Consider the following 21,617-nt stretch of genomic DNA (forward strand, 5'->3'; position numbering starts at 1 on the left):
GGGGGTGTTGTTATGTTATTATCATAACCACAAAAACAACTTTTGTCAAGTTGCGTCCCCGTAGTTTTTTTAAAAATTTCATAATTAAATTCAAGCAATCAAAAACGACGTCCTCATATGGACGTCGTTTTATATTTTTTACACCTGTATATTACATGTAAAAATCATAATCCTACTTGCTCTTGATCATTCTTAACTACAGTAATACAATCTTTCCCTTTGCTTTTTGATTGATATAATGCCGAATCCGCTAAATTCACAAAGGATTCCAGTGTTGTATCAAAACTTGGCACTTTACAAACCGCACCCATGCTCACCGTGATGTTCATCACCTGATTCGTTGTATTGCTCGTAACCCTGATTTGTCGAATTTCATCAGCGATACTACTTGCAAAGGTTTCAATAAATTCTGGTCTTGTGTCATAAAACACCGCAATAAACTCATCTCCGCCATATCGTGCTACAAAGTCAGTTGACCTTTCCATTCTCGAACTCAATACATCTGCTACCTTACTTAACAAATGGTCTCCAGCCACATGGCCAAATTTATCATTAACCAGTTTAAAATCATCGATATCAAGCATGATCAGTGCTAAATCAGTTTGACCGCGAATCGAAAGTTTTAAATGATCGGCGAACATCATATCAAAATATCTACGGTTATATAACTTTGTCAAAGAATCCGTTGTTGACAATTCTTCTAACTTTGCATTTGCATCTTCCAATTTATCATTGACAATGCTTAGTTCCGAGTACTTTTCATGCAGCAGATTACCCTCTCTTAATTTGATTAATCCCAAAACAAAAAGAACAGTAAGCAATACATATCCAATATAAGCATATGACGTACGATACCACGCTTGTGCAATCACAATCCTTACGCTAACCGGATCCGAAATTAGATTTCTTGCCGTCTCAGCAACTACTATCAACTCATAACTTCCTGCGGGCAGATTCGAATATGCAATGTAATTTCTGCTACCCGCCTTTACCCAGTCCTTGTCAAAACCTTCTAGTTTATAAGAAAACCTTGTCTCCAATGGGGTATCATAGTCTAATGATGCCACCGTAAATTCTAAATAAGAATCATTAGCGCTAAAATGAAGCACTTCATCATTATAAAATTGATGACTGGTATCAATTGGTTCTTGGAACAAGTTCACCCCGGTTATATAAACTTTTGGCTTCACACTTTCGTCAAGAAAATAATCACTCGGTATCATGGTGATTCCGTGAACACCTCCAAAAATTAATGAACTTTTACTATTTTTAATCACACCCGTAGAAAATTCCCACCCTCCGATACCGTCATCAGGAGTTAAATGAAAGATTTCCCTGCTTTCAGGTTGGATAATAGCGATTCCATTTTCTGTCGAACACCAAATAGATCCATTGTCATCTTCAGCAACACCAGTGACTACATTACTGGGCATTCCATCTTTTTCAGTATAACTTACAAAACTTGCATCTTCCTCTACATAGTACGAGACGCCACCGCCAACCATCGAAATCCAAATTCTACCTTTCGAATCCTCGTATATCGACCGTATCGCATTACTGGCAAGACCTTTATAATTACCTTCTGCTTTTCTAAAAAGTTTAAACTGTTCTGTTCCAGCTTCTTTTAAATTCAAGCCATTGTTAGTAGCAATCCAAATTCTTTCTTTGCTATCCTTGTAAATATCATAAATCAAATTATCCGCAACAGGATTTAACGCATCGCTACTACTTATGCTTTTATAGGAGTTTTCCTTTATGTTATAGATATAAAGACCCTTATTGTAGGTACCAAGCCATAACTCGTTGTCATTTATCTTTTCTATCGCGTAAATAAGTCTACCTCGAGTAAATTCCGCGGCTAAGTCAAAACGATTTGCTTCTTTATTGTATTTTCCGAGTCCTGAATTTGTACCAATATACATGTCATTCCCAAGTTCAAAAAACTCATTAACTTGGTTGTCCGGCAACTGAAACTCGCCGTCAAAATCCGCACTGTACTTGATCAATTCGCTATTTTGGGGATTATACCTGTGTATTCCATTATTATAAACGGCAATCCATAAATTACCTTCATCATCTTCGTGTACTTTGTTGATCTTACCCTGACTCAGCGAATCACTATCTTCTGTATTGTTTGTCAGAATCACAAAATTGCGTTTTCGCGGATTGATCTTATTGATTCCACCGCCATTCGTGCCAATCCAAACAATTCCAGATTGATCTTCATACATAGAATAAACTACATTATGAGTTAATGATCCTTTTTTACCGTCACTCATATGATGTTGTTTGCTTCCGTCGGTTAGGTCTGTGAATAAACCTCCACCCCAAGAGCCAACCCAAAGCTTGCCGTCAGAAGATTTCATCAGTGAATAGATCCTGTTATCCTCATAGGACTTGATGTTCATACTGCTAAAATCACTTTTTACTTCAATAACCCCTCCATCCCATAATCCTAGTGATAATATGCCTTCATCAAACTCCTTGACAATCATCACATAAGGAGAAGGTAGTTCAAGAGGAATTTTTTCTAACATTTTATTTTCATAGTCAAAGAGTTGAAGTCCTTCATAAGTACCAACTAATAGTCTTCCTAAAGAATCAATAAGTAGTGACCTAACAACTTCGCCAGCTACATCAAAATGCTCAAACTGACTTGTTTCAGGGATTAATCTGTTAAGTCCGTTCATCGTACCAAACCACATATCCCCATTCAAATCCTTGGTAATTGCAATCACTACAGGGTTTGACAGATTGTTTTTTTCAACACTGTAATTAATAAATCTGTTTTCAGCAATAAGGTATCTCGAAATTCCTTGATAAGTCCCTAACCATAATTCATGCTTTTCTTCATCATAGTACATCGTTTGAATAAGGTTATGAACAAGTCCATCTTCCTCAAATGGATCGTTACGAAAGATTTTCATGTCCCGACCATCATAATAATTGAGACCGCCCTGTGTCGCAAACCACATAAATCCATACTTATCTTGAACGATCGATGATACAGAAAGATTTGATAAACCCTCCTCTCTCCCGATTACTTCAATATTAAGTTCTAAATCCTTTAAATGCTGATCAGCAAAGACAGTAGCGGTCTGACCGATAAGCATTCCGATGATGATTACTATACTGAGTAACTTATGCAAAATAGCCTCCAATACGCTTTGTGAACATTTCAAAATTATACATTTGAATTAAATCTTGTATTAAATTTATCATATCAATATCTATTATGCAATATCCCTAGTGATTGTGCTTGACATACTGGACCGCCCCTTGATAAACACTATTTACCCTAAAAACAAGTGGAGTACTCAAAATCGAGTACTCCTTCATTCTAATGCTATTTCACTTTTAAGCGCAAGCAAAGACCCACAGGCATCACATAAGTCTTTTGTGAATTTCTTCTTTAAAACATCAATTCGATCCACAGCACTTCTTATATTTCTTCCCACTACCACATGGACAGCCACTTGGGAATCATTTCAGTATTTTGATTTTGTCGTCATCATCCGTCTTCTTTCGTTCACAATAATTTTGAAATGACTCTCTTACATCCATTATCGAAAACCGCTCAACGAGCATGTTCACTTGGTGGTTGAAACAAGACACCTACTAAATCCACCCAGCCTCTAACTGTTTCACCAGTTAATTTGCTGTATACATCATCAGGGAGCTTAAAGCATCTTAAGTGAGAATTCTGCCAGCCAAATACTTTATGCATCGCTTAGCAAGTTATCAGAATCACTATTTTTCAAGGCCCGTGGTAGCACAATTGTAAACTTTGCACCCTGACCTAGTATGCTTTCACACTGAATAGTTCCTTCTAATATCTGTTTTATAATATTGTAGGTAATGTTAAGTCCAAGTCCAGTTCCACCAGCTCCCCTAGCAGTAGTAAAGAAGGGATCAAATATCTTACTGATTAGTTCACTTTGTATACCCTTTCCATAATCCTGAATAATAAATCTCACTTTATCTTCTGATTTTCTTATTGTTAGATCAATTTTGCCTCCATTATTCTCATAGGCATGTATGGAGGCATTAAAGAGAAGATTGACAAGCACTTGATAAATGGATCCAGGATAGGTAATCATCTCAACTTCCTCCTGTATTTCTAAGTTAACCTGCAATTTAGATTCTTTTAATTTGGGTTTTAAACTTATAAGAATACTTTCCAAATATTCAGAGAGCTGTATTTTTCTTAACTCCGATTGAGTTTGATCTTTGGATATATCTTTAAAAGTATTAATTAAATCGCAAGTTCTTGTCACGTTTGAATAAATCAGTTCTTCACTTTCCTTAATGCTTTGAAGGTAATTTTTAAGTTCTATTTCACTTACTTGCTCACTTTGTATCTTATGCTCCAGTTCGTCGATTAAACTTTTCTCGTAGGTAATCATGGTAAGAATAATTCCAAGGGGGGTATTAATTTCATGGGCAAGTCCAGCAACTAAACTTCCTAGTGAAGCTAGTTTTTCTGCCTCTACAAGTTGAGCTTTCGTGGCTTCAAGGTCATCTATGGTCGCAATCAGTTCGTGATTGATATTTGTTAATTCCAGTGTTCGTTCAGATACTCTAGTTTCTAGATTCTCATTCATAGCAAGAATCTCTTCGTTCTTATCTAGTATTTCATCCTCTCGTGACTTAATCTGATTAGCCATATTACTAAAGTTTTTACTGATTTCTTCAAACTCTTTAAAGCTATTATCACTATCGATTAACTCATAATTCCCCTTAGCAATTGCATCTGTCCTATCTAAAACAGATTGCAAACTTGCCTTGATCAAATGGATAATTCGACTTGCAATTACTGAAACAACTAAAATAGTTATAAAGATTATCATTGATAAAATGATCGTATAAGTTAAAATTCTATCCCTAATATGAGAAACTGGCTCATAGGAAACCACATGCCAATCCTCATAATCTGATAAAAGGGTTGTACCATAGACATCCATGTTTTCGAAACTAACTTTATCGTAGTTAAGAATTCTTTTGTTAACATACGGATCCGTAATTCTTTGTTCTACATTTCCATAGTCAGTATGAAGAATATAGGTTCCAGTGCTATCTGTAATCCCAATTATTAAGTCTTTGGTATTTGCAACTGCACTATAAAGTTCGATGAATCTTTTTAAGTGTATCGTGCCTACAAGTGTTTTATCACCTAAAGGCAAAGCATAGTCTATAGAGACTTCATTATTTACAGTTCCAAGATAGGTTTTCGACCAGTATTCCTGAACTCCACTTGAAATTTTTTTAAAGGCCTCTAATGAAGAATTATCAAAGCCTATAATATTATTGTCCTCTGGGTAAGAAAATTCTACAATGCCATCTCGATCAATAATCATATAGTGATCAAAATGGGATACATTATCATTAAAAATCGAAAAAGTCAAAGCATCTTGATTTAGATAATCAGCACTTATGAGTAAATCTCTTAATAGTTTAAGTGTGTTACTGGGCTCGTCAAAAAAAACCTCAACACTTGTTTTAAGATTTTCAACGATTTGTCTATTATTATTTTTAGCTTCCTCTAATAAAAAGGATTGTGTAAAATTCATTGCCACTAAACTGATAATTAATAATGGCAAGATCAAGGAAAGTAAAATAAAACTACTTAGTACTTTTCCTAAAATAAAAGTTTTTTTCATTTTATCACCATATCGTAAAATAAGTAGCTTGATTATTCGATGATAAGCTTACCTTCTTTAACAACTGCTATAAATACACTTCGAGATACATCACCATAGGCATCCAGTGTAAAATCAGAGAGTAAGCCTTTTACAGTTCCTATATGATCTAATCTGTCTTTAATCCCTTGATAGGTCAAGTTATCAGCAGTTCTTAAAGCTTCATACATAAGTATACCTGATTCGTAGGCATAAATTGCAGCAAACTCTGGTTCTTTGTTATATTTTTCAAAGTAATTTCTTCTAAAAATACGATAGTTTTCGTTTTCAAGATCACCTAATAGAGATACAAAATGTGCTCCTTCAATAGCTTGCCCCCCCCTATCTAGCGTGTTAGTCGCCATTCCCCAATTAGAAGAAAAGATTTGAACCCTTATCTTGTTTTTATACAGTAATTGACTCATAAACATCGTATCATTTGGATTTAGAATATAAAGTACAGAGTCATAGTCACCTTTTTTAACAATATCACATATTTCCTGACCAACCTCAGTAAGACTCCTAGTAACTGCATAGCTTTCATGCTTACCAGAAAAAACTGAACTGTACCCTTGATAAACACCCTCAGCAAATGTTTCGTTCTTAGCATCGTAAATAACTAAGGTATTGGAGTACTTTGCATTTGCGTCCATTCCAAGTCCTCGTCCTTGGTCAAAATTTGAGGTGATCGTTCTATAAAAATTATCATCAAGACCAGACATTTCAAAAGTCGACAGAGTAGGACTTATTAAGATTACTTGCTCATCTTTGGTTGCTTCTGTCATGGCTTGCACTTTAGAAGAAAGCTCATGACCAAATATAATTAGCAATCCTTGATCGACAAATTCTTGATTAATTTTCTTAATAAGGTCATGGTCGTTCTTATCATCACGAATCACAAGACTTAGCATTTTCCCACCAATACCACCATCTGCATTGATTTCATCTATTTTGAGCTGCAAACCATCTCTCATTGCAATACCAATATTGGAATCTGTACCAGTAAGTGTTGCGATAAATCCGATTTCTATCTTATCATTGACCTTACAAGACACTAGTAGGAGAATAAGCAATAGAATAAATACTAGAAACCCTATTTTTAGCTTCATATCAAAGCTCCTTTACTATCTATACCTAATTAGTTGTATTCTATCGAGTTATTGCCCTTCTTACTCACTCATTTCAAGAAATGTATCCATTCTTTACCTCCTTTAGTCCTCACTAAATACTCATACCTACCTATACCCAGTTATGTACATAATATACTGCTAGCCATTTATTTACTCACTTTTAGCCGTTGTCCCCCTCCCCCCATATGTGTTTTTACATTGAGTAAATAAGTCGGAGTAAATCTTTGAATTACTGGATCACCTTACATTAACCAATCAATTGTTTTCATGCAATCCTCCATTTTTAATCTCAAAAATTAAAATTGAACACACAAAAGGTAAGATTTCAAAGAAATCCTACCTCTTAACAATAAGCTTATTTACTAAGTTTCTCTACTTCAGACTTTATTCCTTTAGAGCTAGTGGCGATATGTTCAATATCTTCTATCATCCTAGTAATGCCTGCACTAACTTGTTCTGTTGTTGCTGAATATTCTTCTGCAACACTCGCTACGCTACTAAAGCTGTTGTGCGTTTGATTTTTCATTTCATTAAGTGAAAGTGCATCCTTATTTGCATCAATTAATTTGTAAGAAGTAGTTCTTAAGTATTCTAACGTTTTTTGAATATTTACAGTTGCAACATTAACCGTAGATATTGTTTGACTAGATTGTGATGTGATATTTTCTAAGGTGTCTTGTGCTTTATTAATTTGACTATCTATATTGGCAATTACAACATTTATACTCTTAGCACTATCCGAAGTTTCTTCAGCTAATTTTCTGATTTCATCCGCTACTACTGCAAAACCTCTGCCCGCTTCGCCAGTTCGTGCAGATTCTATCGATGCATTTAGTGCAAGTAAATTCGTTTGCCCTGCAATAGAATCTATTTTCCTAATTGCCTCAATAATATGTTTAAATTCCACTAGCATTGTATTGATAATACTAATAATATCCTTATTAAGAGTATCCGATGTTTTTATCGTTTCTTCAAGTTCTGTTAATGTTCTTGTACTTTCGGCATTAATGGATTCACTTTCAGAAGCGCCTTCAGACAAGAATACAAGGGGACTTGATATCCTTTCAATTAACTCTCCTAAAGAATCTAAGGTTTCCATCGCATCGCTGAGGTTTTCTGTTTGATCCACAGAACCTCGCGCTATTTCTTCTGTTGCCCTACCAATTTGCTCTGAAACAGATACTAAGGATTGAGTAGCATCGGCCAGTTCATTAAACTCACTCTCAGTATGTTTAATACTCTGTATAAGGTTTTCTGACTTTTTACTAGCTTGCTCTGTTAGTAACTCAGCTTGATCTATGGTTGAAGCCAACTCAACAAATATTCGGGCGTGTAAGATTATCTGTGTAAAGTTTGATTTGTTATAATCAACTAAGACCAGATGGAGGCTTACAAACAATGGCAAAAAGAAAAAAGAACCCCGCATCAAAACAACTTATGGAACACCTCTTTGAAAACTACGAAATCAAAACAGCTCTAGACGTTCAAGAAGCGCTAAAAGACATGTTTGCTGAAACCTTAGAAAACATGCTTGAAGCTGAGTTAGATGAACACCTAGGTTATGATAAAAACGAACATGGCGCTGCTGACACAACGAACAGACGTAACGGAAAAACACAAAAGAAGGTCCTTAGCCAGCTTGGTGATATTGAGCTTAACGTTCCGCGTGACCGCGAATCTAGCTTTGAGCCACAAATAGTTAAAAAGGGGCAAAAGGATGTCACTGGCATTGAAGAGAAAGTTCTCTCAATGTATGGCAGAGGCCAGTCACAGCGAGATATAGAAGCAACTATCAATGAAATTTATGGCTTTAATATGAGTCATGAAACTGTATCAAAAATTACGGATAAGATTATTCCTCAGGTTAATGAGTTTAGATCTAGGGCCCTTAAACCCTTCTACCCTTTTGTCTTTGTAGATGCCATGTATGTGCCTTGTAAAACAGAGCATGGTACTGGACAAAAAGCCCTTTATAACATTGTTGGTATCGATGTAGAAGGTAGAAAAGAAGTCCTTGGCTTTTGGCTATCAGAAGGTGAAAATAGTCGTGAATGGCTACAAATCCTCGAGGAAATCAAACGCCGTGGTGTCGAAGATATACTGTTCATCTCCCTTGATGGACTACCAGGTCTTCAAGATGCTATTCAAGTCGTATATCCAAATGTGAACTTACAGCGATGCATTGTTCACCTTATGCGTAATGCGACACGTTACATTCCTCGAAAGGACTGGGTTAAGTTTGCTAAGGATATTAAAGCTGTTTACAGAGCTGTTAGCCTTGATGAAGCTAAAGTCCTGTTCGACGAGTTTAAAAAAACATGGGCTAAACATGGTGCAGCAGTAGCTGTCTGGGAGAAAAACTGGACATCAATTGAGAACCTCTTTACCTATCCAGAAAACATAAGAAAACTGATTTATACAACTAATACCATAGAAAGCTATCATAATCAGCTCAGAAAGGTAACCAGTAGAAAAGGCGCATTTCCAAATGAAATGTCGCTCTTTAAGCTACTCTTTTTACGCATTAACGATATTCAAAACGTACAAACCGTGCCGCTCACCCATAAGCATCAGTCTCCAAGTGAGTAGCACCGTTTTGCAGCAATTGGCTACCTATGAGGGCAACCAGGCCAGCAACAAGGGCGTTTTTTTCCTGAGAGCAAGTCTTCTAAAAGTCTATTCAGATGTTTTTGGCGGGTTTCACTTTTTTTTACCGATATCACCCAACAAATCCATTCATTTCTCGCCAGTGGGGTTAAACCTTCCCATAACCTTATTAGCTCATCAGTACCACAAAGTGCTCTTATCATGTCATCGGGTAAATCATGGAGTACACCACTGGATAGTTTCGATTTCATTGTGTTGACCTCCTTAGGTTGTACAATTGCATTTTTAACTATCAGTCTCTACAAAATGTCAAATACTCATACCTTATACCAAATAATTCATCAACCGAGAACACTCGGTGCCTGCACCAGCATGCCTCAAGTCAGTGCCACTCATGTATACCAGGCACTCTAATTTAGTCTCCTAGTCAGCGGAACCGTTTTCTTATATATTACCTATTGAATTTTAACTGACTTAAGGTAGCTGATTCAGAAAATTGACTATTTGCCTTTTTTATTATAAAATCACATTGTGAAAAGCAGTTTCATTTAGTGATTCCAACTGCTTTATTTTAGTTTTAATACAAGCCTAAAATAATACTTCTAATCAAAACAATTAAAACTGTTATTAAACCTGAAATACCAATTGCTAATCCACTAAAAGCACCTTGAGTCTTTCCTAATTCCATCGCTTTAGATGTACCTATTGCATGGGAAGCAGTTCCCATTGCAATACCAACTGATACATGATCCTTTATACCAAACAATTTGAACACCGTTGGACCAATGACCGCACCCGTAATTCCTGTGGTCACTATCATTCCTATGGTAAGCGCTGCATTGCCTCCAAGCTGACTTGATAACTCCATTCCTATCGGTGTGGTAACTGATTTTGGTATAAATGATAAGGTAATCAATTCACTCAAACCAAACCATTTAGATAATATCAACACACTTGAAATTGAGGATATACATCCTGCAAATATACCACCTATTATTGGTAAAAAGTTTTGTTTTAGTAAGTTGAGGTTAGAATATAAAGGTATCGAAAGAGCTATTGTAGCAGGACCTAAAAAGAATGAAATCATACTCGCGCCTTTATTGTATACAGCAAAATCAATACTCAAGGTTTTTAATACTACAATGATAAATACGATACTTATTAGCAACGGATTTAACAATGGTATTCTGATTTTCTTGTAAATAAATAATCCTATTTCATATGCAATGAGTGATACAACAATTCCAAAGTATGCTGAGTTAATTACCATTGCGAGCCACCACCCTTTGAAGAAATTGAACAGCAAGACCAGTTGTAGCCATTACAATGATTGTGCTCAGAATGATGATACTAATAATTGATAGCAAATCTTTCCCTATTATATTTGTCACATTAATTAGTCCTACTCCTGCAGGTATAAAGAAAACTGCAAGATGACTAAGCAGAAATTCTGCAACATCTTCAACTTGTTGCTTTTTAACTATTTTTGAAGTCAGTAGCATCAGCATAATAATCATTCCAAGAATATTTCCTGGAATTGGGAAGGGTAAACTACTACTTATTAGCTCACCCAATATACATATCCCAAGTATGATACAAAGTTGTCTCAATATTTTCATTTTCACTCCTATTGTACTTTACTAAGGAAATTGCATAATTATAATCCAAAAGAAAATCACACTATATCTAGTAGAGTAGTATCTTTAGCATATCAATATCTATCATGCAATATCCCTTGTGATCTATTATGAAATTTCCTCAACTTATTATCATGTCATTATATTTTGAGGCTTGCCCTCTAAAAATGCAATGACATTTTGAATTGCTATCTCAGCTCTTTTTACCATCGATTCTTGAGTTGCGTAGGCAACATGTGGGGTAAAGAGTGTATTTTTAGCATGTAGTAGAGGATATTCATGTGGAATAGGTGGCTCCATATCGTATACATCTATACCTGCACCTGCAATCTTTCCATTATTTAAGGCTTCAGCAAGTGCATTATTGTCAACTATTGGACCACGTGCACAGTTTATTAATATTGCAGAAGGCTTCATTTTATCTAATTTATCTCTATTTATAAAGTTTTTTGTTGCATCAATTAATGGTAAATGCAAGGTGATGATATCACTCAAACTCATCACTTCATCAATGGTCATATAATTAACACCCATTTGCAAAGCTGCTTCATTGATATAAGGATCATATGCTATGAGTGTAGAACCTAAACTTTTAAATATTGATGCTGTTTTTAACCCAATTTGACCAGTGCCAATAATACCAACTGTTTTTCCCTTTATCTCATTACCAATAAGACCTTTGATTGTACCACCATTTCGGGTCACTTCATCTGCTGCACTAATATTTCTGTACAAATTGAGTGTTAGACCTAAAACTAACTCCGAAACAGAATCGTTGCTATAACCAGCTGAATTGGAAACAAGAATAGATTGTTCTTTTAGATGTTCATGCCCTACATGATCAATCCCTGTAAAAGCAACTGATATCATTTTTAACTTTTTTGCATTTAAAATTACCTTATCAGATAGTGGTGTGCTACCAATGATTAAAATGTCTGCATCACTACATCTGCTTACCATCTCTGCTTCATCACTGGCTATCTGATTATAATGAATAATTTCATGACCTTGAATCTTTAATGATTGAAATAAATCATCAAGAATAGATTGTTCAACACCTAGCGGTTCAAGTAGTTTGATTTTCATAAGCATCTCCTTTTTATAATTATCTGTTTCCTTAATCATACCACTGGATGATTAATTCGAAAAATATATATATCGCATTATAAGCATGCACAAAATGAATAGGAGGCAACATAATGGATTTAAGACAGTTACAGTATTTTATTAGCGTTTGTGAAGAAAAGAGTTTTACCAAAGCCTCTTTAAAACTTCATGTTAGTCAGCCTTCGATTAGTAAGTCAGTAAAGACCCTCGAAACCGAACTGGGAATTAAACTTATTAATCGAGACTCAAAGCAAATTCAGATTACTGATGTTGGTAAACTGTTTTTAAAAAACTCCAAAGATTTACTTAAGGGATTTGATGCACTTACACAAGAATTGAGTCAGATCACTGAACTAAAAAGAGGTAAAATACATATTGGTATTCCTCCAATTGTTGGTGCAAGTTTTTTCCCGAATCTGATAGGTGCATTTAAAACCAAATATCCTGACATTGAACTTCAACTCATGGAAGTTGGTACAAAGGATATAGAAGAAGCTATCATATCTTCAAACATTGATGTAGGTATTATTTGTAATATTTCTAATAAACTCAATCAACTTGAACAACACTTACTGCTTCAAGATCCGATTCGTGTTGTTGTTAGTAATCGCCACATATTAGCAAATAAAAACAGCATCTCATTTTGTGATTTATGTAATGAAAAATTTGTTATGTATAGTAAAACCTTCTCTTTATATGATCGAATTCTTTACCAATGTCATCGCTATGGATTTAGCCCAACCATTGTGTGCGAAAGTTCACAGCGTGATTTAATTACAGAGATTGTCCATGCTGAATATGGTATCGCATTACTTCCTGAAAGAACCTGTCAAAATCTTGATAAGAGTCGTTTTAAAGTCATTCCTCTTGATACTGACGAGCTCTACCTTGAAATGTCATTAGTATGGAAGAAGAATAAAACACTCTCCTATGCGACAAGAGAATGGATAGATTATACATTGTCCTATTTTCTTGACTAAACAATGGCAAAGAGTCACAAGTGAACACTTGTGACTCTTTTTTAGTGAATAGTTATAGTTTTATTTTCCTAATCCATTTACTCCACTAGCAATCATTTGTTCTACAATCAGTGAACGATCCAATAATTGAACATCAATTTCCTGTTTAATTAACTCAACTGCTGATAATCCACAAGCTTGACCCATAATCATGCACTGACTCATCCCTCTTACTGATGCAAATGAAGTCTCATCTGCACTTAGGAGTCTACCAGAGAACATAAGATTTTTAACCTTTCGAGGAAACATGGTAGATAATGGAATGGTGTAATAGTCACCTTTTCCAATAATTCTTTCATGAGAAAATTCAGCGCCCTCTCTAAAAACATCATCAACTGGATTATCACATGCAACGATGCCATCATCAAACTTTTCACCTATTGATAGTGATTCAGATTTAAGCGTCGTCATACCTTCTAAATGATTGGTTTCACGAATTCCTACTGAATGACCCATATCTGTCATTACAGCATTCTCAAAACCTGGAATACTTTTCTTCACAAACTCTGCAAGCGAATAACATCTTTCTCTAGCAATTATAACTGCTTGGTTGATACTCTGAACATCCGTACCGTCAACATTGCCAATGATAACACTATTAAAAAAAGCTGAATCTTTTTCAAACCCCTTCATAATGTATAGCTTTTTTAGGTCTTGATGTAATTTACCTGATTGAATAGCTTCTGATGTATAATCTGTAAAATAAGGGTCTTGTGTCGCTTTATCAACTCTGTTCCAATCAACATTGCGCATTGTAAAGACCATGCTAGCCCCCATCATCGTACCTTTTGAATCACCTTTATGACTCGAAACACCAGACTTAATTGCAATATTTCCATCACCAGAACAATCGATAAATACCCGACTTCTAATTATGAGTTCTTTACTATTTTGATGACACTTCACGCTTTTAACTGTTAATCCATCCATCTCAACATCGCTGGCAAAGGTGTTGTGCAGCACATCTACACGTGCCTCATACAACATGTCGTAGATTACTTTGAAAAGTGACCATTTATCATACATGATTTCTGGTCCAAAATCATCTAAAATACATGGACGTACCTCGACGGCTGGACTGTTTAATGCACTTAGTCGTTGTACTAAGTCGTCGATGAGCCCACCGACAGAAAAACCTGCTGGATATGCAGCACCAATTGGCATGTTTGGACAAGTAGAAATCACTCCACCCACTTGATTAGTTGACTCTATCAAACACACTTTACGTCCATTTCTACCAGCACTTATAGCGGCACCTAAACCTGAAAACCCACCACCTATTACTACAATATCATAATCATACGACTGCATATCAACCTCTCTTATTTTATGCTTTATTTAACAACTTCTTCTAAATAGGTTTTTGTTCCAACACCAAGTTTGTTCTTAAAACCAGATCGCTCAAGCGCTCTTTCAATTGCTGAAATTGCTGAAATAATTATGTGCTTATCAATATTACCCATATGGCCAATTCTGAACAATTTCCCTGCAAATGCACCTAAACCACCGGCTACAATGATTCCTTCATCTACCAAAATTTCTCTGAAGTCTGCATCTATAATACCTTCTGGATATATAGCATTTGTTAAGGTGCTTGCGCGATTGCTTTCGTCCGCTAGAATCCCAAAACCAAGTGATATAAGTGCCTTTTGAATTGCTTTAGCATCTTTTTCATGTCTGTTAAAACGTTCTTCAAGACCTTCATTTTTAATCAATCGTACCGCTTCTGACATAGCCCATACCAGATTCACTGGAGGTGTTCCCCAATATTTTGAAGGATCGTTCATAATCGGCATCCATTTTTCAAAGTCAATGTACGATTCAGGAATTTTACCTAGTGAGGTTCTCCTTAAAATTGCTTTTTGTCCAGCCCATAAAATTGCTAATCCAGGAGGTACTCCAAATGCCTTCTGAGAACATGTGACTAATACGTCAATACCCATTTCATCAATATATTCTCTCTCCGCCGCAGTGCTACATACACCATCGACAATCAAAAGTGTGTCTTTGAATTTTTTTGAAATTTCTGAAATCGCTTTCAAATCTGATTTTGTGCCAGTTGAAGTATCTACATGTGTAACGGTCATTACATCATAATGCTTACTCGCAAGCGCTTTTTCAATAATATCTAAGTCAACTGTTTTTCCCCACTCACTTGAAATCGTATCTACATTAAGCTGACGTCTTTCACACATATCAATAAATCGATCTCCGAAATAACCATGACTTATTATTAAGACATTATCATTGACCTTTGTAGTATTAGCAATCGCCATTTCCATCGCGAGTGTACCAGATCCTGAAATTACAAAACATTCTCCGTCTGTACGCCATAGCTTTTTTAAATCAATAATAAGTTGCTTATATTCTTTAACAAAATTTGCATCCAAAAAAGCTACCGTTTCTCTACCCATTTGATCCAATATACTTTTATTAACAGGAGTTGGACCTGGTATCATTACATTTACTTTATTTTTCATGCTCTTTTAATCTCCTTCTTTGTTAATATCTCAATTTCTAAGTTGTTCTCACTTTTTTTCAACTCTTTAGTAAAACTGACGACCATTATCGCTACAATCACTAATAGTGGTATCGAACCAACTACAGAGGACATCTGTAATGTTTTAAGTCCACCCAAAAATAAGAGTGCAATTGGTAAAATTGTAATTGCAAATGCCCAGAACACTCTTAAACCTCGCGAAGGCTCCATAAATCCATTTTTAGTACTTGTTGTTATTGACGCCAACATATAAGCCACCGAATCAAATGATGTAGCCAGCGATATAAAGGCTAGTACCACATACATTGCTATTACAACTTTTGCGTATGGCAATTCACTTAATACTTCCATAATTGCATAAGGAGCACCATGTTCGTTTAGTGCTGAAACTACATCAACAACTCCATCGAGTTGTAAACTCATCGCAAAATTCCCTAATATTGCAAAGAAAATCCAACACCCGGCCGAACCGATAAGTACTGTACCCAGTATGACTTCCTTTATAGATCTACCTTCAGATATTCTTGCAATAAATAGACCTACAATAGGTACATAAACAACCCACCAAGCCCAATAGAACGTTGTCCACTCCTGTGGAAATCCAGATTTAGCGATTGGATCAGTGTAAAAACTCATTCTAATAAAATTTTGAAACATCAATCCTATACTGTTACAAAATGTACTCAAAATAAAAGTTGTATGGCCATTAAAAAGGATAAAAGTAAGAACAATTGCTGCAAGAACAATGTTCAAATTGCTAAATTTTTTAATTCCTTTTTCTAAGCCCAAAAACACACTAATGCCAAATAAACTTCCCCAAATTAGGATGATGATGACATTCATAACAAATGAAGGCTCAATGTTAAATACCCTATGAAGTCCTTCACTCACAAGTGGTGTTCCCAGTCCCAAGCTTGTTGCAACACCGGCCATTAATCCGAGTACTACAAAGATATCTATTGCCTTTTTAGCAAATTTGCTCTTTTTTGATGTTCCAATGACATTTAAACAAGTTTCACTCATTCTAAAAATCTTTGTTCGCTTGCAGTAGAAAAAGTAACCTACTATAACACCTGCTAAGCAATAGGTTGACCAAGCACTTATTCCCCAGTGGAACAATCCATAAGTGGCCGCCCACTCTGCTGCAGATTCACTATAGGGTTCAATACCAAAAGGAGGGGTCGAATAGTAGTATGCCCATTCAATCATTCCCCAATATAAGATACTTGAACCTACACTAGCACAGAATAACATTGAAGCCCAACTCGCAGTACTAAACTTTTTTGATTTATCACCAAATCTAATCGCACCATATTTACTAAATGCGAGCCAAATAAGAAATAGCATGGTCATGAACACAGAAATTAAATAAACCCAATCTAAGTTATATGTAATAAATCTTAGCGATTTATCCACAGCACCAGATGCATTTTCAGGAAAAACTACAATCAGTGCACAGACCAATACTAGTATCGAGATGGTAGGGAAAAAAATTGCTGCATCAATTGTTTGTCTCTTATTATTCATACTAGTCTCCTATTAATAAACATTACATCAAATCCTAGGTTGATATGAAAACAAACTCAGATTACTCATATCTCACTTTTTGTCTTTCTAATTCACAGTGTATTGATTTTATATCAACATGGCTTGGATCGACATTATCACGTATCGATAGTGCTGCTACTACACCTGCACCTTGTCCTGTCACAACACAACAACTCATATTCCTGAAGGATGCATGTGCCATTATATCGCCCGATATAGCTCTACCTGCCACTAGTAAGTTTTTCACCTTATAAGGCAGTAAAGCCCGTAAGGGAATTTGATAATATCTACCAGTCGTCGGAATCCACAGTATACCATTTCCATCAATAAATTCAGGGAATATGCCTATTGAATCCTCAAACCTTGCTTGATTCATTACATCATCACCGGTCATAGAATAGTGACCTTCAATTTGTCTTGATTCTCTAGTGCCAAGTGTCATACCAAAATTACGTAGTTTAGCATGTTCAAATCCTGGCACATACTTATTCATTACTCTAATTGCATTTAGAACAGCTTTCCTTCCAGTTATTTCAGCTCGTGTTAATTCTTCTACATCTGTGCAATCAACACCTCGAATGAAAACTACATTGAGCTGTGTCACATCACCTTCATCAGTTACAGAACTATAGGATCCCCCATAGTCAATCATATCATCTGCAACTAAATAACCGTCAGCAATTGCTTGGGTAAAGGGTTTTACTAGGTAAGGACTGAATAAATGATCCTCTTTACCATTTGTAGACATTTCCCATTCGCCCTTCCAATCAGCATAGGTAGGTTTTAAGTCATTTTCAATATAGTTCTGGAATTTTTGCTTATTAACACCTTTAACATTAAATAGCGGTGTCACAGAATGTAATTGATCACGTTTTCTAAAAGGAGCACCTGCTTTAGCTGCAACATCTCCGTCTCCTGTGCAATCAATAATACGAGATGCCATAATGGCGAAACGACCTGACTTCCCCTCAGCGATAACCCCTTTGATAACACCATTTTCAAGTATAGCCTCTACTACCATTGTGTGTAGTAGTGGTAAAACGCCAGCTTCTTCAATAAGTTCATCAGCAACAATTTTAAAGTACTCTGCATCAAGAGCCTGACTAATTGATTGAACTTCTTTTAACTCTCCACCAATTTTTTTTGCTCTTTCTTCAAATTCAAAAGCAATGCCACCTGCTTCTATTGTATTAGTATGTCTATACCACGCAAAACCTTCAACACCAACTTGACTGATGACGCCCCCAAAACAACCATATCGCTCAACTATCATCGTTTTAGCACCAGTTCTTGATGATGCAATAGCAGCAGCTAGACCACTTGGTCCGCTTCCAACTACAAGTACATCTACATTTTTGTAAATAGGTAACTCTTTGTTTTTCTCATTATGTTTTTTCTCAGTATAAAAATTCATATTACCTCCAATTTCACTTAGTGAAATAACGTTTCATTTATATTATAACGTTTTTATATATCTAATTCAATATTTTTTTCAAGCTTCAAAAATAAAAAAAAGAAAGCAAAATCATATGACTTTGCTTTCCTATACTTTTTCAATATATCCCAGTATACTAGAAATTTCAATACAAACACTTGTTAATTCAGTTTTAAACACTTTTAGCTTATCAGAAGTCATTCGAGTTGTTGGTCCCGATATACTTATAGCTGCAACAACCTTTCCTGAATAATCACGAATTGCCGCTGCAATACATTTTGCCCCTACTTCACATTCTTCATTATCATATGAAATTTGCTCAAATTTTACCTTTTCAAGTTCTAAACGAATTAACTCCGTTTCTACAATCGTATTTTGCGTAAGTTTTTCAAATGGTCTGCTCTTTTCAAGTGCTTCAAATCGTTCATCAGAAGTCATATCGGCTAAAAATAATTTACCTACACCAGTACAATAAAGAGGGGCACGCTTACCTATTCGTTGCAAACTTCCTACCATTCTCTTTGGTCCATCATACTTATTAATATATACAGCCATGTTATCTTCCATGATGACCAAACTAGTTGTTTCACCAGTCATCTCAGCAAGTTGCTTCAAGTAAGGTTGAACAATATGGCTCAGATTTGTATTATCATTGATTTGATCTGCAAAGTATTTGAGTTTTAGGGTTAAGAAATACTTAGAATTTTCCTCATCCTTCTTAACATAGCCCCTATCTACTAAAGTAATCAAGAATCTGTAAACAGTAGCTGTTGCCATATCAAGTATTTCAGCAAGTTCATTAATTCTAATGGATTCGCCATAAGTCGCCATAACTTCAATAATATCTATTAATTTTCCAACAGATTGATTTTTCTTAACTCCGTTTGATCCCATATTTACTCCTATGTAAAATTATCACTTAATGTTATCATAGCGTTCATACTCTGTCAATTGAACAAACAGCATTAAGGGAACAAGCCACTAGTTGAACAGATTAAATCCTGAACAAAAAGTGGCTTGTGGGAGAAGCTTTTTATTTTATTCTTCTACTGCAGTTACATAAATTTTTTCCTTTGCACTTTTTACAAATGGTACACCGTCAGGAAAATCTAAATTCAGTTGTTTAAAGAAACTCAAAATTAGTATCACTAGTGCAATACAAATTGGAAACCCAGTAATAATGGAAATAGTTTGTAGTGGATATAATGCTGATGGGTTTAGAAGGTATAAGCCTAATGACACAATACCTGCTAAAACTAACCAAAATGACATATTCCACTTTTGTGGATCTTGAAGATTTGACAATCTTTTTTCCGAAGCAGCAGCAAGTGAGTATCCAACCGCTGTATGCCCAGTAATATAAGAAAGTAAGCAAATCATAGTAAACAAAACAATCATCAAAGATCCACCTGGTGCATGTGAGAACATCTCAATAACAACACCACCACGTCCTTTTTCTGCTAAAACAGTGACTAAATCACTTGTACCATTAAGTTGAAGGTTTAAACCAAAGTTTGGTAAAACCATATAGAAAATCATACATCCTAAAGAACCAGCAGTTAAACCACCAAGAGTAATCTGACGGATAGTTCGACCCTTTGAAATTTTTGCGATGAATAATCCAAATGGTAAAGCATATACAGCCCACCATGCAAAGTAGAACACTGTCCACCCCTGTGGAAAACCACCTTTACCAATTGCATCTGTAGATAGACTCATCTTAATAAAGTTTTGGAACATTAATCCCATTGCATCTGATGATTGGTTTAAAATAAACCAAGTAGGACCAAGAAGTAAAATAGAAAATATAAGAATCCCAAAACCAACTAAGTTAATATTACTTAGTATTGACAACCCCTTCTTCATCCCTAATACCAAAGCAATGATTGGTATGAATGTCCATAATGCAATTACAATGATATCAATTACAATATTTGAAGCATCTAATCCAAGCATGTAAGCAAAACCACTTGAAATTGCTGGTGTCCCTAAGGCAACCGATGTTAAAACGCCACCTAATAGTCCGAATATGTAGAAGAAGTTTAGTGAGTGACCTGCAATTCCATCAGCGTGTTTGCCAATAAGTGGTCTAGCATATTCACTCATTTTCATATTTCGTTTTTTCTTAGCATAGAAGAAGTAACCAATTGGTATAGCCGCTGCCATGTAAAACGCCCACGCAGAAGGACCCCAGTGAAACATACCATAAGCAGAAGCCCATCTTGCAGCGTCTAAAGAGTTAGCTTCTACACCAAATGGTGGTGCCCCCATAATCCAAATCCATTCAATAGCCCCTAGGTAAAGTAAACTACCACCAGTACCTGATGTCAAAATCATCCCTAACCAAGTTATTGTAGAAAACTGAGGTTTTTCACCTTCATCACCAAGCACGATATGCCCCATTGGTGAAAATGCATAGTAAAAACAGAGTCCCAATAATCCAAGTGTAAAAACAAGGAAAAACCAACCTAACTCATTTGTTGTAAATGCATGAACTTTTCCAAGAAAAGCATTACTCTCTTCTGGATAAACAAAAAATAAGGCACCAGCAATCAATGTGACTATCGTTGCAGGCCAAAACACGGTTTTGTCAACATTCATCTTTTTCGGTACATTGTCAACTGAAGATTCAACACTCATCTTTAAATCACGTACTTCACTCATTATACCCCTCCATTAGTCTTTCTTAAAAATCATTTATTCGTGTACTTGAAATGGAGAATGGCGTATTCTTTATTCAAGTTCACTAAGTGAAACGTTATTTCATTATTAATTATAACTTTCTTTTTTTTAGATTTCAAGTAAAACGTTTTCTTTATTTTAAAATTATGAACTTTCATTCTTGGATTTAAAAGTAAAATGGAGTAGAGTCAATTTATTAATTCAATTACCAACCGATTTTCTTTCTTTACTGCAATTTAAAGTAGCACTGGATAAACGGTACTGCTCATCCACA

Annotated in this window: 16 protein-coding genes and 1 pseudogene; 2 read left to right on the forward strand and 15 right to left on the reverse strand. The window is 35.5% G+C overall.

Translation table 11 applies throughout. The features are described from left to right. Positions 1-164: 164 nt before the first annotated feature. The 5 genes and pseudogenes from DWB64_RS13040 to DWB64_RS13060 form a co-directional block, all read right to left on the reverse strand. Positions 165-3,149, reverse strand: a complete 2,985-nt coding sequence (locus DWB64_RS13040) for a two-component regulator propeller domain-containing protein (protein ID WP_129488686.1) — start codon at positions 3,147-3,149, stop codon at positions 165-167. Between the two features lie 271 nt (positions 3,150-3,420). After that, positions 3,421-3,471, reverse strand: a pseudogene (locus DWB64_RS19650) (SEC-C metal-binding domain-containing protein); the annotation flags it as partial. Between the two features lie 248 nt (positions 3,472-3,719). Beyond that, positions 3,720-5,660, reverse strand: coding sequence for an ATP-binding protein (locus tag DWB64_RS13050; RefSeq protein ID WP_129488687.1), 1,941 nt, complete (start codon positions 5,658-5,660; stop codon positions 3,720-3,722). 32 nt (positions 5,661-5,692) lie between these two features. Further along, positions 5,693-6,787, reverse strand: coding sequence for an ABC transporter substrate-binding protein (locus DWB64_RS13055; RefSeq protein ID WP_129488688.1), 1,095 nt, complete (start codon positions 6,785-6,787; stop codon positions 5,693-5,695). 376 nt (positions 6,788-7,163) lie between these two features. Then, complete coding sequence (locus DWB64_RS13060; protein WP_129488689.1) at positions 7,164-8,234, reverse strand: methyl-accepting chemotaxis protein; 1,071 nt, start codon at positions 8,232-8,234, stop codon at positions 7,164-7,166. On the opposite strand from DWB64_RS13060, the gene DWB64_RS13065 reads away from it, so the two are divergent. Then, on the forward strand, positions 8,207-9,397 hold the full coding sequence (locus tag DWB64_RS13065; RefSeq protein WP_129488690.1) for an IS256 family transposase: 1,191 nt from the start codon (positions 8,207-8,209) through the stop codon (positions 9,395-9,397). The genes DWB64_RS13060 and DWB64_RS13065 overlap by 28 nt on opposite strands. Before the next feature lie 20 nt (positions 9,398-9,417). Here the strand turns inward: DWB64_RS13065 and DWB64_RS13070 are convergent, their stop codons facing one another. The 4 genes from DWB64_RS13070 to DWB64_RS13085 form a co-directional block, all read right to left on the reverse strand. Then, on the reverse strand, positions 9,418-9,666 hold the full coding sequence (locus tag DWB64_RS13070) for a YdeI/OmpD-associated family protein (RefSeq protein ID WP_129488691.1): 249 nt from the start codon (positions 9,664-9,666) through the stop codon (positions 9,418-9,420). 326 nt (positions 9,667-9,992) lie between these two features. Beyond that, the gene (locus DWB64_RS13075; RefSeq protein WP_129488692.1) at positions 9,993-10,685 is read right to left on the reverse strand and encodes an LrgB family protein; all 693 of its coding nucleotides are present in this window, start codon (positions 10,683-10,685) and stop codon (positions 9,993-9,995) included. After that, complete coding sequence (locus tag DWB64_RS13080) at positions 10,675-11,034, reverse strand: CidA/LrgA family protein (RefSeq protein ID WP_129488693.1); 360 nt, start codon at positions 11,032-11,034, stop codon at positions 10,675-10,677. The genes DWB64_RS13075 and DWB64_RS13080 overlap by 11 nt, the downstream gene beginning before the upstream one ends. 150 nt (positions 11,035-11,184) lie before the next feature. Continuing rightward, entirely contained in the window at positions 11,185-12,138 is a 954-nt protein-coding gene (locus tag DWB64_RS13085) for an NAD(P)-dependent oxidoreductase (protein WP_129488694.1), read from the reverse strand. 113 nt (positions 12,139-12,251) lie between these two features. Between DWB64_RS13085 and DWB64_RS13090 the strand changes: the two genes are divergently transcribed. Further along, complete coding sequence (locus DWB64_RS13090; RefSeq protein WP_129488695.1) at positions 12,252-13,139, forward strand: LysR family transcriptional regulator; 888 nt, start codon at positions 12,252-12,254, stop codon at positions 13,137-13,139. Between the two features lie 60 nt (positions 13,140-13,199). Here the strand turns inward: DWB64_RS13090 and DWB64_RS13095 are convergent, their stop codons facing one another. The 6 genes from DWB64_RS13095 to DWB64_RS13120 form a co-directional block, all read right to left on the reverse strand. After that, complete coding sequence (locus DWB64_RS13095; protein WP_129488696.1) at positions 13,200-14,489, reverse strand: FAD-dependent oxidoreductase; 1,290 nt, start codon at positions 14,487-14,489, stop codon at positions 13,200-13,202. 23 nt (positions 14,490-14,512) lie between these two features. Beyond that, positions 14,513-15,658 (reverse strand): alanine--glyoxylate aminotransferase family protein, encoded by a 1,146-nt coding sequence (locus tag DWB64_RS13100; RefSeq protein ID WP_129488697.1) that lies wholly within the window; start codon positions 15,656-15,658, stop codon positions 14,513-14,515. Then, positions 15,655-17,205, reverse strand: coding sequence for a BCCT family transporter (locus tag DWB64_RS13105; RefSeq protein WP_129488698.1), 1,551 nt, complete (start codon positions 17,203-17,205; stop codon positions 15,655-15,657). Before DWB64_RS13105 ends, DWB64_RS13100 begins: the two co-directional genes overlap by 4 nt. 61 nt (positions 17,206-17,266) lie before the next feature. Continuing rightward, complete coding sequence (locus tag DWB64_RS13110; protein ID WP_129488699.1) at positions 17,267-18,640, reverse strand: FAD-dependent oxidoreductase; 1,374 nt, start codon at positions 18,638-18,640, stop codon at positions 17,267-17,269. 129 nt (positions 18,641-18,769) lie between these two features. Then, positions 18,770-19,555, reverse strand: coding sequence for an IclR family transcriptional regulator (locus DWB64_RS13115; RefSeq protein ID WP_129488700.1), 786 nt, complete (start codon positions 19,553-19,555; stop codon positions 18,770-18,772). A gap of 144 nt (positions 19,556-19,699) precedes the next feature. Beyond that, entirely contained in the window at positions 19,700-21,325 is a 1,626-nt protein-coding gene (locus tag DWB64_RS13120; protein WP_206736678.1) for a BCCT family transporter, read from the reverse strand. Positions 21,326-21,617: the final 292 nt, after the last annotated feature.

This window comes from Fusibacter sp. A1 (assembly GCF_004125825.1).
Classification (GTDB): domain Bacteria; phylum Bacillota; class Clostridia; order Peptostreptococcales; family Acidaminobacteraceae; genus QQWI01.

What these genes read in the sequence shown, in the direction of transcription:
- DWB64_RS13050 (WP_129488687.1), bottom strand. Translation starts at nt 5,660, where the DNA reads ATGAAAAAAACTTTTATTTTAGGAAAAGTACTAAGTAGTTTTATTTTA.
- DWB64_RS13055 (WP_129488688.1), bottom strand. Translation starts at nt 6,787, where the DNA reads ATGAAGCTAAAAATAGGGTTTCTAGTATTTATTCTATTGCTTATTCTC.
- DWB64_RS13065 (WP_129488690.1), top strand. Translation starts at nt 8,207, where the DNA reads ATGGCAAAAAGAAAAAAGAACCCCGCATCAAAACAACTTATGGAACAC.
- DWB64_RS13060 (WP_129488689.1), bottom strand. Translation starts at nt 8,234, where the DNA reads ATGCGGGGTTCTTTTTTCTTTTTGCCATTGTTTGTAAGCCTCCATCTG.
- DWB64_RS13070 (WP_129488691.1), bottom strand. Translation starts at nt 9,666, where the DNA reads ATGAAATCGAAACTATCCAGTGGTGTACTCCATGATTTACCCGATGAC.
- DWB64_RS13075 (WP_129488692.1), bottom strand. Translation starts at nt 10,685, where the DNA reads ATGGTAATTAACTCAGCATACTTTGGAATTGTTGTATCACTCATTGCA.
- DWB64_RS13080 (WP_129488693.1), bottom strand. Translation starts at nt 11,034, where the DNA reads ATGAAAATATTGAGACAACTTTGTATCATACTTGGGATATGTATATTG.
- DWB64_RS13085 (WP_129488694.1), bottom strand. Translation starts at nt 12,138, where the DNA reads ATGAAAATCAAACTACTTGAACCGCTAGGTGTTGAACAATCTATTCTT.
- DWB64_RS13090 (WP_129488695.1), top strand. Translation starts at nt 12,252, where the DNA reads ATGGATTTAAGACAGTTACAGTATTTTATTAGCGTTTGTGAAGAAAAG.
- DWB64_RS13095 (WP_129488696.1), bottom strand. Translation starts at nt 14,489, where the DNA reads ATGCAGTCGTATGATTATGATATTGTAGTAATAGGTGGTGGGTTTTCA.
- DWB64_RS13100 (WP_129488697.1), bottom strand. Translation starts at nt 15,658, where the DNA reads ATGAAAAATAAAGTAAATGTAATGATACCAGGTCCAACTCCTGTTAAT.
- DWB64_RS13105 (WP_129488698.1), bottom strand. Translation starts at nt 17,205, where the DNA reads ATGAATAATAAGAGACAAACAATTGATGCAGCAATTTTTTTCCCTACC.
- DWB64_RS13110 (WP_129488699.1), bottom strand. Translation starts at nt 18,640, where the DNA reads ATGAATTTTTATACTGAGAAAAAACATAATGAGAAAAACAAAGAGTTA.
- DWB64_RS13115 (WP_129488700.1), bottom strand. Translation starts at nt 19,555, where the DNA reads ATGGGATCAAACGGAGTTAAGAAAAATCAATCTGTTGGAAAATTAATA.
- DWB64_RS13120 (WP_206736678.1), bottom strand. Translation starts at nt 21,325, where the DNA reads ATGAGTGAAGTACGTGATTTAAAGATGAGTGTTGAATCTTCAGTTGAC.